Origin of the sequence: Klebsiella sp. K-Nf6 (assembly GCF_002806655.1) — a bacterium.
Taxonomy (GTDB): Bacteria; Pseudomonadota; Gammaproteobacteria; order Enterobacterales; family Enterobacteriaceae; genus Klebsiella; species Klebsiella variicola.
Window position 1 is genome coordinate 316,780 of sequence record NZ_PIBN01000006.1, and the last position, 14,129, is coordinate 330,908.

14 protein-coding genes and 2 tRNA genes are annotated in these 14,129 nt (G+C 58.0%); 11 read left to right on the forward strand and 5 right to left on the reverse strand.

Annotation, left to right across the window (positions count from 1 at the left end; genetic code table 11):
• Positions 1-38: 38 nt before the first annotated feature.
• The 5 genes from gutM to CWM61_RS13305 all read right to left on the reverse strand — a co-directional run bounded on the left by gutM (position 39) and on the right by CWM61_RS13305 (position 3,223).
• Positions 39-398: a transcriptional regulator GutM gene (gutM, locus tag CWM61_RS13285; RefSeq protein ID WP_074387776.1), complete on the reverse strand. Its 360-nt coding sequence runs from the start codon at positions 396-398 to the stop codon at positions 39-41.
• A gap of 125 nt (positions 399-523) precedes the next feature.
• Complete coding sequence (gene srlD, locus CWM61_RS13290; protein WP_008806161.1) at positions 524-1,303, reverse strand: sorbitol-6-phosphate dehydrogenase; 780 nt, start codon at positions 1,301-1,303, stop codon at positions 524-526.
• Positions 1,304-1,315: 12 nt separating this feature from the next.
• Entirely contained in the window at positions 1,316-1,678 is a 363-nt protein-coding gene (srlB, locus tag CWM61_RS13295; protein WP_074387777.1) for a PTS glucitol/sorbitol transporter subunit IIA, read from the reverse strand.
• 13 nt (positions 1,679-1,691) lie between these two features.
• Positions 1,692-2,663: a PTS glucitol/sorbitol transporter subunit IIB gene (locus tag CWM61_RS13300; protein ID WP_074387778.1), complete on the reverse strand. Its 972-nt coding sequence runs from the start codon at positions 2,661-2,663 to the stop codon at positions 1,692-1,694.
• Complete coding sequence (locus tag CWM61_RS13305; RefSeq protein WP_061153569.1) at positions 2,660-3,223, reverse strand: PTS glucitol/sorbitol transporter subunit IIC; 564 nt, start codon at positions 3,221-3,223, stop codon at positions 2,660-2,662. The genes CWM61_RS13300 and CWM61_RS13305 overlap by 4 nt, the downstream gene beginning before the upstream one ends.
• 277 nt (positions 3,224-3,500) lie before the next feature.
• Between CWM61_RS13305 and mltB the strand changes: the two genes are divergently transcribed.
• The 11 genes from mltB to CWM61_RS13375 all read left to right on the forward strand — a co-directional run bounded on the left by mltB (position 3,501) and on the right by CWM61_RS13375 (position 13,799).
• Positions 3,501-4,580, forward strand: coding sequence for a lytic murein transglycosylase B (gene mltB / locus CWM61_RS13310; RefSeq protein WP_074387779.1), 1,080 nt, complete (start codon positions 3,501-3,503; stop codon positions 4,578-4,580).
• Positions 4,581-5,059: 479 nt separating this feature from the next.
• On the forward strand, positions 5,060-5,770 hold the full coding sequence (locus CWM61_RS13325; protein WP_162677017.1) for a metal ABC transporter ATP-binding protein: 711 nt from the start codon (positions 5,060-5,062) through the stop codon (positions 5,768-5,770).
• On the forward strand, positions 5,767-6,630 hold the full coding sequence (locus CWM61_RS13330; RefSeq protein WP_100631381.1) for a metal ABC transporter permease: 864 nt from the start codon (positions 5,767-5,769) through the stop codon (positions 6,628-6,630). Before CWM61_RS13325 ends, CWM61_RS13330 begins: the two co-directional genes overlap by 4 nt.
• 7 nt (positions 6,631-6,637) lie before the next feature.
• Positions 6,638-7,516 (forward strand): metal ABC transporter substrate-binding protein, encoded by an 879-nt coding sequence (locus CWM61_RS13335; protein ID WP_074387781.1) that lies wholly within the window; start codon positions 6,638-6,640, stop codon positions 7,514-7,516.
• Positions 7,517-7,654: 138 nt separating this feature from the next.
• Positions 7,655-8,152 carry a nicotinamide-nucleotide amidase gene (gene pncC / locus CWM61_RS13340; protein ID WP_061153572.1) on the forward strand — a complete coding sequence of 166 codons (498 nt, stop codon included), beginning with the start codon at positions 7,655-7,657 and terminating at the stop codon, positions 8,150-8,152.
• A gap of 90 nt (positions 8,153-8,242) precedes the next feature.
• Complete coding sequence (gene recA, locus CWM61_RS13345) at positions 8,243-9,301, forward strand: recombinase RecA (RefSeq protein ID WP_004205686.1); 1,059 nt, start codon at positions 8,243-8,245, stop codon at positions 9,299-9,301.
• Positions 9,302-9,371: 70 nt separating this feature from the next.
• Positions 9,372-9,872 (forward strand): recombination regulator RecX, encoded by a 501-nt coding sequence (gene recX / locus CWM61_RS13350; RefSeq protein ID WP_074387782.1) that lies wholly within the window; start codon positions 9,372-9,374, stop codon positions 9,870-9,872.
• Positions 9,873-10,123: 251 nt separating this feature from the next.
• Entirely contained in the window at positions 10,124-12,751 is a 2,628-nt protein-coding gene (gene alaS / locus CWM61_RS13355) for an alanine--tRNA ligase (protein WP_074387783.1), read from the forward strand.
• Between the two features lie 363 nt (positions 12,752-13,114).
• On the forward strand, positions 13,115-13,300 hold the full coding sequence (csrA, locus tag CWM61_RS13365; RefSeq protein WP_000906486.1) for a carbon storage regulator CsrA: 186 nt from the start codon (positions 13,115-13,117) through the stop codon (positions 13,298-13,300).
• Between the two features lie 325 nt (positions 13,301-13,625).
• Positions 13,626-13,718: transfer RNA gene (locus tag CWM61_RS13370), tRNA-Ser, on the forward strand.
• A gap of 4 nt (positions 13,719-13,722) precedes the next feature.
• Positions 13,723-13,799, forward strand: a tRNA-Arg gene (locus CWM61_RS13375).
• Positions 13,800-14,129: the final 330 nt, after the last annotated feature.

A 14,129-nucleotide genomic window follows, 5' to 3' on the forward strand; every position in this document is an offset into this window, starting at 1 on the left:
AGTGATAATTTCGCAAGATATTAACTTTCACAACGAAATTATGCATGTTTCGGATTAAGCGCTAATGATAGTGCATTCTGACAGAGCGGATCATTGGGAAAGATCACATCAGGCTGCAATTCCTTGAGATGTTTACCGGTAAGCGTGGGGATTTTTTGCGGGCTGGCGAAGACGGTGAGTCCCTTCATCAATAGCGTGTCGCAAATACGATCGTTTTCATCGACGGCGATAGCGACAATCGCACGTGGTTTAAAGCGCCCGGAGGAACGGCCGACGCCAACGCGGCCCTGCTGGCAAAGGCTATCAAAGGCGCGATTGAAGCGGCGAATTTGCCAGCCGCCGAAAGCCAGCTGAGTCAGCCAGGCGATAGCGGCGACGGTGATTAATGCGGTAACCATAATGTCTCCTGAAGGTGGGGTACCGGGAACAACCCGGGTACCGTTTTTTTGTCGGGTGGCGGCTAACGCCTTACCCGACCTTCCGTTTTGTAGCCCGGATAAGCGCAGCGCCATCCGGGAACCTTTTAAAACATCACCTGGCCGCCGGTGACGTTAATTGACTGACCCGTGCAGTACGACGCCTGTGGGCTGGCGTAAAACATCAACACGTTCAGCACATCCTGGTAATCGCAGCCGCGTTTCAACGGCACCTTATCGATGTAGTACTGCTCGACTTCGCTCTCATCGATACCGAGCTTGGTGGCATACTGCGGCAGCAGCGACTGGAACATCGGCGATTTCAACAGATTGCCGAGCATCAGCGAATGGACGGTAATACCGTACTCCGCCAGATCCAGCGCCAGCGACTGGGTCAGCCCGACGCCGCCGAACTTCGCCGCGCTGTAGCCGGAGTTGTGCTTACTACCGACTTTGCCGGACTTCGAGTTGATCTGAATGATGCGTCCCTTAATGCCGTCGCGGATCATCAGCCGCGAGAACTCGCGGGCGCAGAGGAAATAGCCCACCAGGTTCACCTGCAGCGAGCGGTCGAAATCCCCCAACGCGAAGTCGCTAATAAACGCCGCTTTGGCAATCCCGGCGCTGTACACCAGCAGGTCGACGCGCGTGAAAATCTCATCCACCCCGTGAGCCAGGGCAGTGACGCTGGCTTCGCTGGTGGCGTCGGCGCCGAAGCCGTATGCCGTGCCTTCGCCATATTCAGCGTTGATCTCCTGGGCGACGCGGCTGGCTTTTTCACTTTGAATATCGACCACCGCCACGCGGTAGCCCTCGGCGGCCAGACCGCGGCACAGAAACTCTCCTAAGGTTTGTCCGCCACCAATGACAACAGCAACCTGATTCATCTTTCTCTCCTTCTAAGCAACAAATTTCAGTACGCAGCCGGTCGCGATAGCATCCGGCACCGGGCCGGCGACGTGAACGGTTCCGGGAAACTCCGCTTCACGATGGCCGTCGAAGCGCAGGGTGATATGGCCAAGCTCACGCAGGTTTTTTTCGGCGACCTCGCCGACGGCGGTCACCGGATAACGCCTGTCACCGAGCTGCAGCTCTGCGCCCGGTACCAGGGGGCCGGCAAGCTCGCCGTGGTTGTGAATAAAGCAATACTCTTCGATATCCGCCGGGGCGCCCTCGCGGAAGGTGATCAGCATCTGCTCTTCCAGCGCCATCGTCGCGCAGGCGCCGATGCGGGTAATGGTGGTGTGGTAAATGACGGTCATCTTCAGGAACCTCTTACTGGTAAATAAATCCGGAAACGAACCACGCGATCAGCACCGTTGGCGCGCCGGTGAGGAAGCGGCTGACCAGCACCGACGGCACGCCAACGCGCACGGTATCCTGACGGGCTTCGGCCAGCGACAGGCCTACCGGGATAAAATCACAGGCGGCCTGGGCGTTAATGGCAAACAGCGCGGGCAGGGCGAGGTGCGGTGGAATGTTGCCAAGGCCGATCTGGACGCCGATCAGCACGCCGATGACCTGGGCGATAACGGCGCCGGGGCCGAGAAACGGCGACAGCAGCGGGAAGGAGCAGATCAGCGCCAGGGTCACCAGCCCCAGCGGATGGCTGGCAAGCGGCGCCAGGCCGTGGGCAATCCAGTCGCCGATGCCGGAGGCCATGATGATGCCGATCAGCGCCGAGACGAAGGCCATAAACGGCAGAATGGTTTTCAGCACCGTGTCGATGGTGTCGCGCCCGGCCTGGAACAGCACCGCCACCACCGATCCCATCCCCATGCCGACCTTAGCCAGCAGGCCGTCGCTCTGTTCGGTAATCTTCTTGCTGGCGTCATAATCGCGGCCTGCGGCAGGGAGTGGTTGCGCTGTCGTCTCGCCGCTATCTTCCAACAGTTTGATGTTCTCTTCTTTCACCCCGGAGACGTAAATATCCTCGACGATATACTGCGCCAGCGGCCCCGATTTGCCGGTGGCATGGATATTCACCGTAGGGATACGGCGCTTGGGATAGAGCCCGCAGCGCAGGGTACCGCCGCAGTCAATAATGGCGATGCCGATGTCGCTCTCCGCCGGTTCCCCCTCTTTAAAACCGTCCACCGCCTGCCAGCCAGTCAAGCTGGCGATGCGGTCAACGATCGCCGGGCGGGTGCCGGCGGTGATATAGACGATCTTTTTGCCTTCGACGACGTCGAGCTCAAGCGGGCCGCCCCAGCCGCCGGTGCCTTTCTCAATACGAATGCGGGTCATGATGTCGCTCCTGACAGATGCACTTTCCGGGCAAGCTGAATTGCCATTTTTCTCTCGAAAATAGAGGTGGTCAGGTCGGTGACCCAGCCGCGGAAGAAGTTGGTCACCAGCCCAACCAGCAGATAGCTCACCGCCAGGGGACCAAGCGGCAGGCCAAGCGTGGTGAGGCCGTTGGCGATGCCGAGATAAACAAACAGCTCGCCGGGGTTGATATGTGGAAAGAGACCGTTCATCGAGTGGCAGCTATAGGACGCCGCCGCGTAATAGCTGGGCTTGTACTTCTCTGGCATAAAGCGGCCGAGACTTAAGGTCATTGGGTTACAAAAAACGAAGGTGCCGATGCAGGGCAACAGCAGATAGCGGGAGATCGGATTTCCGGCGCAGCGCTGCGCCAGTTTTTCGATCCGCTGCTGGCCGATAAAGTTGATCAGCGCGTTCATGATCACCAGCAGGCTGATCAGTAAGGGGAGGATCCCGGTCACCATGCCGGTAAATACCTCGCCGCCTTTCTGAAACAGGCCGATAAACCACTCCGCGCCGTGGGTAACGACGTCAATCATTGTTCTCTCCTTCAGCGTGTTATTTTTCTTGCTAACTGCAGGCTGATTTTAATCACTTTGAAAGGTTTTAAAGTGTTAAATAGATCGCAAAATGAAAGATAAATATTTTATTTTGAAAGTTTGGCGGTAAAAGGATGAAACGATCAGGCGCATGACAGCATGCCGGGAAGGGGGCGGTGAAGGACTATTTTGTCTACAAACGGATTGCCGCTTTCTTGTTGGTCGTCGCATGCTTTACCATAATTATCCCTTGCTGAATTTGTTAAACGGAATTCCCATGTTGAAGCGTCGCTATCTGGCTTTACTTCCCCTTTGTGTGCTCCTCGCTGCCTGCAGCAGCAAACCCAAGACCCCCGCGGAAACGGAGATGGCGAGTGGAACCGGCGGCTTTTTGCTGGAACCGCAGCATAACGTGATGCAGATGGGCGGCGACTTCGCCAACAACCCGGCGGCGGCGCAGTTCATTGATAAGATGGTGGCGAAGCACGGCTTCGACAGGCAGCAGCTGCAGGAGATCCTGTCGCAGGCTAAGCGCCTGGATTACGTCCTGCGGCTGATGGATCGTCAGGCGCCGACCGGCCTGCCGCCGACCGGGCCGACCGGCGCCTGGCTGCGTTACAAGAAACAGTTTATTACCCCGGATAATGTGCAGAACGGCGTGGTGTTCTGGAACCAGTATCAGGATGCGCTGAACCGCGCTTATCAGGTTTATGGCGTGCCGCCGGAAATCATCGTCGGCATTATCGGCGTGGAGACTCGCTGGGGCCGGGTGATGGGCAAAACCCGTATCCTTGATGCACTGGCGACCCTGTCGTTTAGCTACCCACGCCGCGCCGAATACTTCTCATCGGAGCTGGAAACCTTCCTGTTAATGGCGCGCAGCGAAAGCGACGACCCGCTGGATCTGAAAGGCTCTTTCGCCGGGGCGATGGGCTACGGCCAGTTTATGCCGTCGTCCTATAAGCAGTATGCGGTCGATTTTAACGGTGACGGCCATATCAACCTGTGGGACCCGGTGGATGCCATCGGCAGCGTGGCCAACTACTTCAAACAGCATGGCTGGGTGAGCGGCGATCTGGTGGCGGTGCAGGCGCTGGGCCAGGCGCCGGGGCTGGAGAATGGTTTCAAAACCAAATACAGCATTTCGCAGCTGGCGGCGGCGGGGCTGACCCCGACCCAGCCGCTGGGTAACCATCAGCAGGCCAGTCTGCTGCGGCTGGATGTCGGCACCGGCTATGAGTACTGGTACGGGCTGCCGAACTTCTACACCATCACCCGCTACAACCACAGCACCCACTACGCGATGGCCGTCTGGCAGCTGGGCCTGGCGGTTTCGCAGGCCCGTGGCGGGTACTGATCCTTTCATCCGACTGACTGATTCCGCGCCTCCCCGGATAGCGGCGCGTAGCGCCTTATCCGGGCTACGATGTGGTATCCGGTTGGTAGCTCCGGTAGGCGCAGCGCGACCGGGGGAGAGTTCAATGACAGCTTGTCGCCCTTCGGCAACACTGCGGCTACGTTACTGACAGATTTCGAGCCTCCCCGGATAGCGGCGCGTAGCGCCTTATCCGGGCTACGGTCTGGTATCCGGTTGGTAGCCCCGGTAAGCGTAGCGCGACCGGGGGAGGAGGCCGCGCTTAACCTCCCGTTTTTTCCCGCCCGCATGCCTCTTGTTGACCTTTGTTACATTTCTGCCCACTGACACTGATTTACATTCTTTTTTCGCCTCTGTATTGTTATGTTATAACATTAAAAGAGGTGAAATATGTTCACATCAGTTTTTATGGCCTCCGGCGTGACGCGCGCGACCATCGCAGGCGTGCTGCTGGTGGCGCTATGGTTAGCGACCTGGTGGGCGGTGGCGCTGCCATGATTGAGCTGGAACAGCTGGTCGCTGGCTATGACGGGGTGGCGATCACCCCTCCGCTGAGCGGGATGATATGCCCCGGCAGCCTGACGGCAATCGTTGGCCTCAATGGCTGCGGAAAATCAACCTTGCTAAAAACGCTCGCCGGGTTTCTTCCGCCAGTCAGTGGCCGCCTGCGCTGGCAGGGGAAACGGCCGGTGATTGGCTGGCTGGCGCAGCGCCATGCCCTCGAGTCGCAGTTTCCTCTCAATGTGCAGGATGTGGTGAGTCAGGGCGCATGGCCCGGCGTGTCGCTGCTACGCGGTCTGGGCGGCGATACCCGGCGACGTATCAGCGCGGTGCTGGAGCGGGTCGGGCTGGCGGGTCTGGCGAAATCGCCGATTGAGGCGCTCTCCGGCGGCCAGTTTCAGCGCATGCTGTTTGCCCGGGTGATGGTGCAGCAAGCGCCGCTGGTGATGCTCGACGAGCCTTTCACCGGCATCGACGAAGCGACCTGCCGCGAACTGATGGAATTGATCCTCGAGATGCATCAGCAGGGGCAGACCATCCTGGCGGTGCTGCATGATAACCAGCGGGTGGCCGACTTTTTCCCCGAGACGCTGCTGCTGACCGCCCAACGCGCCTGCTGGGGCGTCACCCGGGCGGTACTTCCGGCTTTCAGTCATGCGAGGTCGGCATGATCTGGCACACCTTCTTTCAGCCCTTTATTGAATTTGGTTTTATGCGCCGGGCTCTCGTGGTGTGTCTGGCGCTGTCGCTGAGCACCACCATGCTGGGCGTCTTCCTGCTGCTGCGGCGCATGAGCCTGATGGGCGATGCGCTGTCGCACGCCATTCTCCCCGGGGTGGCGGTGGGGTATCTGCTGAGCGGCATGTCGCTGCTGGCCATGACCCTGGGCGGCTTCATCGCCGGCATCGTGGTGGCGCTGGTGGCCGGGTGGGTGAGCCGGCGGACACCGTTAAAAGAGGACGCCAGCTTTGCCGGATTTTATCTGGGATCGCTGGCCCTGGGCGTCACCCTGGTGTCGCTACGCGGCTCCAGCGTCGACCTCCTGCATCTGTTGTTTGGCTCTATTCTGGCGGTCGATCGTGATGCGGCGCTGTTTGTCAGCGGCGTCGCCAGTCTGACGCTGCTGTGCATTGCGCTGTGCTACCGCGGTCTGGTCAGCGAGGCGTTCGACAGCGCCTGGCTGCAGGTGAATAACCCCCGACTTCCCGCGCTGCTGCATGGACTGTTTCTGGCGCTGCTGGTGCTTAACCTGGTGGCGGGGTTTCAGGTGCTCGGCACGCTGATGGCGGTAGGGGTGATGATGCTTCCGGCGGTTGCCGCGCGCTGCTGGGCGCGAACGCTGCCGGGCATTCTGCTGCTGGCGGCGCTCTCCGGCGCACTCTGCGCCTGGCTGGGATTAAGTCTCTCCTGGGCGGTCGGTCTTCCCGCCGGGCCCGCCATCGTGCTGACCGCCAGCGCGCTGTTTTTTATTTCACTGTTTTTTGGCACGCATAGCCGGCTGCTGGTCGGCTGGCGCAAATTGATGGGGTAAGGAAATGATGAAACGTAGTGCAATGGTTGTGGCGCTGGCATTGGGGCTGATGGCGCAGGGGGCGATGGCAAAAACGCTGAACGTGGTAAGCAGTTTTTCGGTGCTGGGTGATATGGTGCAGCAGGTCGGCGGCGAGCATGTCCATGTGGATACGCTGGTCGGCCCGGACGGCGATCCACATACCTTCGAACCTTCGCCGAAGGATAGTGCGCTGCTCAGCAAGGCCGACGTGGTGGTGGTCAACGGCCTGGGGCTGGAAGGGTGGCTGGATCGCCTGATTAAGGCCTCTGGTTTCAAGGGCGAGCTGGTGGTGGCGTCGAAAGGCGTCAAGACCCATACCCTTGATGAGGATGGTAAAACGGTGACCGATCCCCACGCCTGGAACAGCGCGGCGAACGGCGCGTTGTATGCGCAGAATATCCTCGATGGTCTGGTGAAAGCCGACCCGGAAGATAAAGCGGCGTTGACCAGCAGCGGCAAGCGCTATATCGACCAGTTGACGAACATCGACGGCTGGGCGAAAGCGCAGTTCAGCGCCATTCCGTTGGCAAAGCGCAAGGTCCTGACCAGTCATGACGCCTTCGGCTATTTTGGCCGGGCTTATCAGGTGACCTTCCTCGCGCCGCAGGGACTCTCTTCAGAGAGTGAGGCCAGCGCGGCGCAGGTGGCGGCGCTGATTAAGCAAATCAAAGCGGATGGCGTGCATACCTGGTTTATGGAGAACCAGCTTGACCCGCGGCTGGTGAAGCAAATCGCCAACGCGACGGGCGCTCAGCCGGGGGGCGAACTCTATCCGGAGGCGCTCTCCGCACCGGGTGGCGTCGCGGATAGCTATGTGAAAATGATGCGTCATAACGTGGCGCTGATCGCCGCCAGCATGAAGTAATCGTGCGATTTATCATCCCGGCGTCGCCGGGATGACTCATTTTGGATGTCCCCTCGTAAATTCCACACCTCGTCCCCATATCTCTGTGGAAAGTGCTATCTTTGATGGCCTCTTTATCCAGACCAAAGCGGGGCGATAATGACCGATTCAGAATTAATGCAGCTTAGCGAGAAGGTGGGCCGGGCGCTGAAGGCGCGCGGTGCGACGGTGACCACGGCGGAATCCTGCACCGGCGGCTGGATAGCGAAAGCGCTCACCGATATTGCCGGTAGCTCAGCGTGGTTTGAACGCGGCTTTGTGACCTACAGCAACGAAGCCAAATCGCAAATGATCGGCGTCAGCGAAGCGACGCTGCGGGACAACGGCGCAGTGAGCGAGCCGGTGGTGGTCGAGATGGCGATTGGTGCGCTGCGCGCGGCGCGCGCGGATTATGCCATCTCAGTTAGCGGCGTCGCCGGGCCGGATGGCGGCAGTGACGAAAAGCCGGTCGGCACGGTGTGGTTTGGTGTCGCCAGCGTGAGCGGGCAAGGGGTGACGCGGCGGGAATGCTTTGCCGGAGACCGCGAAGCGGTGCGTCGTCAGGCGACGGCCTATGCGCTAAATCTGCTCTGGCAACAATTTCTACAAAACACTTGATACTGTATGACCATACAGTATAATTGCTTCAACTGAACAAATATTAACGGCGAAGCGAACACGCTTCACCCTGCATGATTAGGAGTAACAATGGCGATCGACGAAAACAAACAGAAAGCGTTGGCGGCTGCACTGGGCCAGATCGAAAAGCAATTCGGTAAAGGCTCCATCATGCGCCTGGGTGAAGACCGTTCTATGGACGTAGAAACCATCTCCACCGGCTCGCTTTCTCTGGATATTGCGCTTGGCGCCGGCGGTCTGCCAATGGGCCGTATCGTCGAGATCTACGGGCCGGAATCCTCCGGTAAAACCACCCTGACGCTGCAGGTTATCGCCGCAGCGCAGCGTGAAGGTAAAACCTGTGCGTTCATCGATGCCGAACACGCACTGGACCCGGTCTATGCGCGCAAACTGGGCGTGGATATCGACAACCTGCTGTGTTCTCAGCCGGACACCGGTGAACAGGCGCTGGAAATCTGTGACGCGCTGGCGCGCTCTGGCGCGGTTGACGTTATCGTCGTCGACTCCGTGGCGGCGCTGACGCCGAAAGCGGAAATCGAAGGCGAAATCGGCGATTCTCACATGGGGCTCGCGGCGCGTATGATGAGCCAGGCGATGCGTAAGCTGGCGGGTAACCTGAAGCAGTCCAACACGCTGCTGATCTTTATCAACCAGATCCGTATGAAAATCGGCGTAATGTTCGGTAACCCGGAAACCACCACCGGCGGTAACGCGCTGAAGTTCTACGCCTCCGTGCGTCTGGACATCCGCCGCATCGGCGCGGTGAAAGAGGGCGACAACGTCGTCGGCAGCGAAACCCGCGTCAAAGTGGTGAAAAACAAAATCGCCGCGCCGTTCAAACAGGCTGAATTCCAGATCCTCTACGGTGAAGGCATCAACTTCTTCGGCGAGCTGGTTGACCTTGGCGTGAAAGAGAAGCTGATTGAGAAAGCGGGCGCCTGGTACAGCTACAACGGCGACAAAATTGGTCAGGGTAAAGCGAACGCGATCACCTGGCTGAAAGAGAACCCGGCGGCGGCGAAAGAAATTGAGAAGAAAGTTCGCGAACTGCTGCTCAACAACCAGGACTCTACGCCGGACTTCGCCGTTGACGGCAACGACGCAGAAGAAACGGAACAAGATTTCTGATATCGTCTAACAGAGTGATAAAGGGCTGCTTATGCGGCCCTTTTGCATTTCTTAGATTATTGAGGTGCCTGTGACTGAACCTTCATCACGCCGCTCCGGCTACGCCCGCCTGCTGGACCGCGCTATTCGCATTCTGGCCATGCGCGACCACAGCGAACAGGAGCTGAGGCGCAAACTGGCTGCTCCGGTAATGAGCAAAAATGGCCCCGAGGCGCTGGACGTCACCCCCGAAGAGCTGGAGCAGGTGGTTGCCTGGTGTATTGAAAACCGCTATCTCGACGATAATCGTTTTGTCGGCCAGTTCATCGCCAGCCGGAGCCGCAAAGGCTATGGCCCGGCGCGTATTCGCCAGGAGCTCAGCCAGAAAGGGATTGCCCGCCAGGACGTTGAACAGGCGATGCGCGAATGCGATATCGACTGGGTGAGTCTTGCCAGGGAGCAGGCGCAGCGTAAATACGGCGAACCGTTACCTTCCGCCTTTACTGAAAAAGTGAAAGTTCAGCGATTCCTGCTCTACCGCGGCTACCTGATGGAAGATATCCAGGAAATCTGGCGAAATTTTGCAGATTGACCCATCGGGGATTTTACTTCGCCGTAAAGAAAACTTATCTTATTCCCACTTTATTCCGTCGGGCCGCTGGTTGTGACAGTACAGACAGCGTCCAGGGCGATTATTCCTTATACACAAAATCATTCAAGCTGCATCAGGGCGGCAAGAGAGAACATCTTCTGGAACGCACGTCAGTTCGGTGCCGGGAGAGCAAGCGCAGCCAGGACAGAGGCGACTTGAAGGATGACGTGTAGCTTGATTTCAGGATAATTATGAGCAAGAGCACCGCTGAGATCCGTCAGGCGTTTCTCGACTTTTTCCATAGTAAGGGACATCAGGTAGTTGCCAGCAGCTCCCTGGTGCCGCACAACGATCCAACCCTGCTGTTTACCAACGCCGGGATGAACCAGTTCAAGGATGTCTTCCTTGGCCTCGACAAACGTAATTATTCGCGCGCGACCACCGCGCAGCGTTGCGTGCGTGCGGGTGGTAAACACAACGATCTGGAAAACGTCGGTTACACCGCGCGTCACCACACCTTCTTTGAAATGCTGGGCAACTTCAGCTTCGGCGATTATTTCAAGCAGGATGCCATCAAATACGCATGGGAACTGCTGACCGGTGAAAACTGGTTCGCCCTGCCGAAAGAGAAGCTGTGGGTTACCGTTTACGAGACCGATGACGAAGCGTTCGACATCTGGGCTAACGAAGTGGGCGTTCCGCGCGAGCGGATTATCCGCATCGGCGACAACAAAGGCGCGGCGTTTGCTTCTGATAACTTCTGGCAGATGGGCGACACGGGTCCGTGCGGTCCGTGCACCGAAATCTTCTTTGACCATGGCGATCACATCTGGGGTGGCCCTCCGGGAAGCCCGGAAGAAGACGGCGACCGTTACATCGAGATCTGGAACATCGTCTTCATGCAGTTCAACCGTCAGGCTGACGGTACCATGGAGCCGCTGCCGAAGCCGTCCGTTGATACCGGTATGGGGCTGGAGCGTATTGCCGCCGTGCTGCAGCACGTTAACTCCAACTATGATATCGACCTGTTCCGCGATCTGATCGCCAGCGTGGCGAAAGTCACCGGCGCGACCGACCTGACGAACAAGTCGCTGCGCGTGATTGCCGACCACATTCGCTCCTGTGCGTTCCTGATCGCTGACGGCGTGATCCCATCGAATGAAAACCGCGGCTACGTGCTGCGTCGCATCATTCGCCGTGCGATCCGTCACGGCAACATGCTGGGCGCGAAGGACACCTTCTTCTGGAAACTGGTTGCCCCGCTGATCGCCGTGATGGGTTCCGCAGGTGAAGAACTGAAACAGCAGCAGGCTCAGGTTGAGCAGGTGCTGAAAACCGAAGAAGAGCAGTTTGCCCGCACTCTGGAGCGCGGACTGGCGCTGCTGGATGAGGAGCTGTCGAAGCTGAAAGGCGACACGCTGGATGGCGAAACGGCCTTCCGTCTGTACGACACCTACGGCTTCCCGGTCGACCTGACGGCGGACGTGTGCCGCGAACGCAACATTAAAGTTGACGAAGCCGGCTTTGAAGCCGCCATGGAAGAGCAGCGCCGCCGCGCGCGCGAGTCCAGCGGTTTCGGCGCTGACTATAACGCGATGATCCGCGTTGATGGCGCCTCTGAATTTAAAGGTTACGACCATCTGGAGCTGAACGGCAAAGTCACCGCGCTGTTTATCGACGGTAAAGCGGTGGATAGCGTCAGCGCCGGCCAGGAAGCGGTGGTGATCCTCGATCAGACCCCGTTCTATGCAGAATCCGGCGGCCAGGTGGGCGATAAAGGCGAACTGAAAGGCGCGGGTTTCTCCTTCGCCGTCAGCGACACGCAGAAGTACGGCCAGGCCATTGGTCATATCGGTAAAGTCGCCAGCGGCTCCCTGAAAGTGGGTGACGCGGTGCAGGCCGATGTGGATGAGGCTCGCCGTCAGCGTATTCGTCTGAACCACTCCGCGACGCATCTGATGCACGCGGCGCTGCGTCAGGTGCTCGGCACCCATGTGGCGCAGAAAGGATCGCTGGTTAACGATAAAGCGCTGCGCTTTGACTTCTCGCATTTCGAAGCGATGAAGCCGGAAGAAATTCGTGCAGTCGAAGATCTGGTGAACGCGCAGATCCGTCGTAACCTGGCTATCGAAACCAATATCATGGATATCGATGCCGCGCGCGCATCCGGCGCCATGGCGCTGTTCGGCGAGAAATACGATGATCGCGTCCGCGTGCTGCAGATGGGCGACTTCTCCACCGAACTGTGCGGCGGGACTCACGCGGCGCGTACCGGTGATATCGGCCTGTTCCGCATCACCTCTGAGTCCGGTACCGCCGCTGGCGTGCGCCGTATCGAAGCGGTAACCGGCGAAGGCGCGATAGCCATGCTGCACGCGCAGAGCGATCAGCTCAGCGATATCGCACAGCTGTTGAAGGGTGACAGCCACAATCTCGGCGAGAAAGTTCGCGCCGCGCTGGAGCGTACCCGTCAACTGGAAAAAGAGCTGCAGCAGCTGAAAGAGCAGGCTGCGGCGCAGGAGAGCGCAAACCTCTCCAGCAAAGCGGAAGAGATTAACGGCGTTAAGCTGCTGGTCAGCGAGCTGGCCGGCGTGGAGCCGAAGATGCTGCGTACCATGGTTGACGATCTGAAGAACCAGCTGGGTTCGACGGTTGTGGTGTTGGCTACGGTTGCAGACGGTAAAGTTTCCCTGATTGCCGGTGTGTCTAAGGATGTGACAGATCGCGTGAAAGCAGGGGAGCTGGTTGGTATGGTCGCTCAGCAGGTGGGCGGTAAAGGGGGCGGTCGTCCGGATATGGCGCAGGCCGGTGGTACCGATGCGTCTGCTCTCCCTGCAGCGTTAGCCAGTGTGAAAGGCTGGGTCAGCGCAAAACTGTAATAACTATAAACGCCTATACCCTAAATAATTCGGGTTGCAGGAAGGCGGCGACGTAGCGAATCCCCAGGAGCTTACTCAAGTAAGTGACTGGGGTGAGTGAGGAAAGCCAACACACATGCAACGTGAAGTATGACGGGTATAGGTGCCGTAACCTCGGGGGAACGGCACCTTGCGTCATAAGTACTGATAACGATAAAGTCGGGTTGAAATTGTGTATATCGGCTAAACTTAGGTTTAACAGAATGTGATGCCATGACTGCTTATACCGCAAGGTATTTGTCATCGCTTACTTTTTGGCGTTATATGATGGATAATGCCGGGATACGAGAGACCCGACTCTTTTAATCTTTCAAGGAGCAAAGAATGCTGATTCTGACTCGTCGAGTTGGTGAGACCCTCATGATTGGAGATGAGGTCACTGTGACAGTTTTAGGGGTGAAGGGTAACCAGGTTCGTATTGGCGTAAACGCCCCTAAAGAAGTATCTGTTCACCGTGAAGAGATCTACCAGCGTATTCAGGCTGAAAAATCCCAGCAGTCCAGTTACTAAGGTTTCCGCGCCTCGCTGTTCAGTGAGGCGCATCCCTTCCCGCCGTTATTTTTGCCTTTTTCACTTTTTCCCCCTGCGCAATATCGGTTTTCATTACCCTTTGCCGCTTTGGCTGTTTGGCGTTATGTCAGCGCCAGGTCTGATTTCCTGTTGATAAATTGCCCTTTTTGCCGTTTTTGCACGCGAATTGCGTGCGAAGTGTGCAAACGAAAAAAGGTCTCGAAAAAGTGTTTGACTTATAAGTACCAGAAAGTAATATGTGCGCCATCGCAGCGACGAAGAGCAGAAACAAGTTCTTCAAAGCACTCGAAAGAGGCGTGTGTGTGGTGAGGTGGCCGAGAGGCTGAAGGCGCTCCCCTGCTAAGGGAGTATGCGGTCAAAAGCTGCATCCGGGGTTCGAATCCCCGCCTCACCGCCATTTTGCATCCGTAGCTCAGCTGGATAGAGTACTCGGCTACGAACCGAGCGGTCGGAGGTTCGAATCCTCCCGGATGCACCATATTCTCCTTAGTAGCAGCGATATCGTTGTTGCAGGGGCTGCGAAATTATCGCCAGCACCAGGGAGGATAACGTTGAGTAAACAACGGCCCGTAGGGCGAGGCGCAGCCGAGTAATCCTCCCGGATGCACCATCTTCTTTCTGAATTAAGAGAGAAGAACGCTGTGAAAGCAGCGGCCCGCAGTGCGAGGCATAATCGAGTCACTCTACCGATTAGGCCATCATACTCAGTGTGGCATGTGTTAGTTGTGACACTGACGCGTAGTAAAGCAAGTTTCCCGATGCATCCGTAGCTCAGCTGGATAGAGTACTCGGCTACGAACCGAGCGGT

Excerpts from the sequence above, each read along its gene's own strand:
- CWM61_RS13330 (WP_100631381.1), top strand. The coding sequence starts at position 5,767 with ATGATCTGGCACACCTTCTTTCAGCCCTTTATTGAATTTGGTTTTATG.
- CWM61_RS13325 (WP_162677017.1), top strand. The coding sequence starts at position 5,060 with ATGGTTAGCGACCTGGTGGGCGGTGGCGCTGCCATGATTGAGCTGGAA.
- srlD (WP_008806161.1), bottom strand. The coding sequence starts at position 1,303 with ATGAATCAGGTTGCTGTTGTCATTGGTGGCGGACAAACCTTAGGAGAG.
- csrA (WP_000906486.1), top strand. The coding sequence starts at position 13,115 with ATGCTGATTCTGACTCGTCGAGTTGGTGAGACCCTCATGATTGGAGAT.
- gutM (WP_074387776.1), bottom strand. The coding sequence starts at position 398 with ATGGTTACCGCATTAATCACCGTCGCCGCTATCGCCTGGCTGACTCAG.
- recA (WP_004205686.1), top strand. The coding sequence starts at position 8,243 with ATGGCGATCGACGAAAACAAACAGAAAGCGTTGGCGGCTGCACTGGGC.
- CWM61_RS13300 (WP_074387778.1), bottom strand. The coding sequence starts at position 2,663 with ATGACCCGCATTCGTATTGAGAAAGGCACCGGCGGCTGGGGCGGCCCG.
- CWM61_RS13335 (WP_074387781.1), top strand. The coding sequence starts at position 6,638 with ATGAAACGTAGTGCAATGGTTGTGGCGCTGGCATTGGGGCTGATGGCG.
- pncC (WP_061153572.1), top strand. The coding sequence starts at position 7,655 with ATGACCGATTCAGAATTAATGCAGCTTAGCGAGAAGGTGGGCCGGGCG.
- CWM61_RS13305 (WP_061153569.1), bottom strand. The coding sequence starts at position 3,223 with ATGATTGACGTCGTTACCCACGGCGCGGAGTGGTTTATCGGCCTGTTT.
- alaS (WP_074387783.1), top strand. The coding sequence starts at position 10,124 with ATGAGCAAGAGCACCGCTGAGATCCGTCAGGCGTTTCTCGACTTTTTC.
- srlB (WP_074387777.1), bottom strand. The coding sequence starts at position 1,678 with ATGACCGTCATTTACCACACCACCATTACCCGCATCGGCGCCTGCGCG.
- mltB (WP_074387779.1), top strand. The coding sequence starts at position 3,501 with ATGTTGAAGCGTCGCTATCTGGCTTTACTTCCCCTTTGTGTGCTCCTC.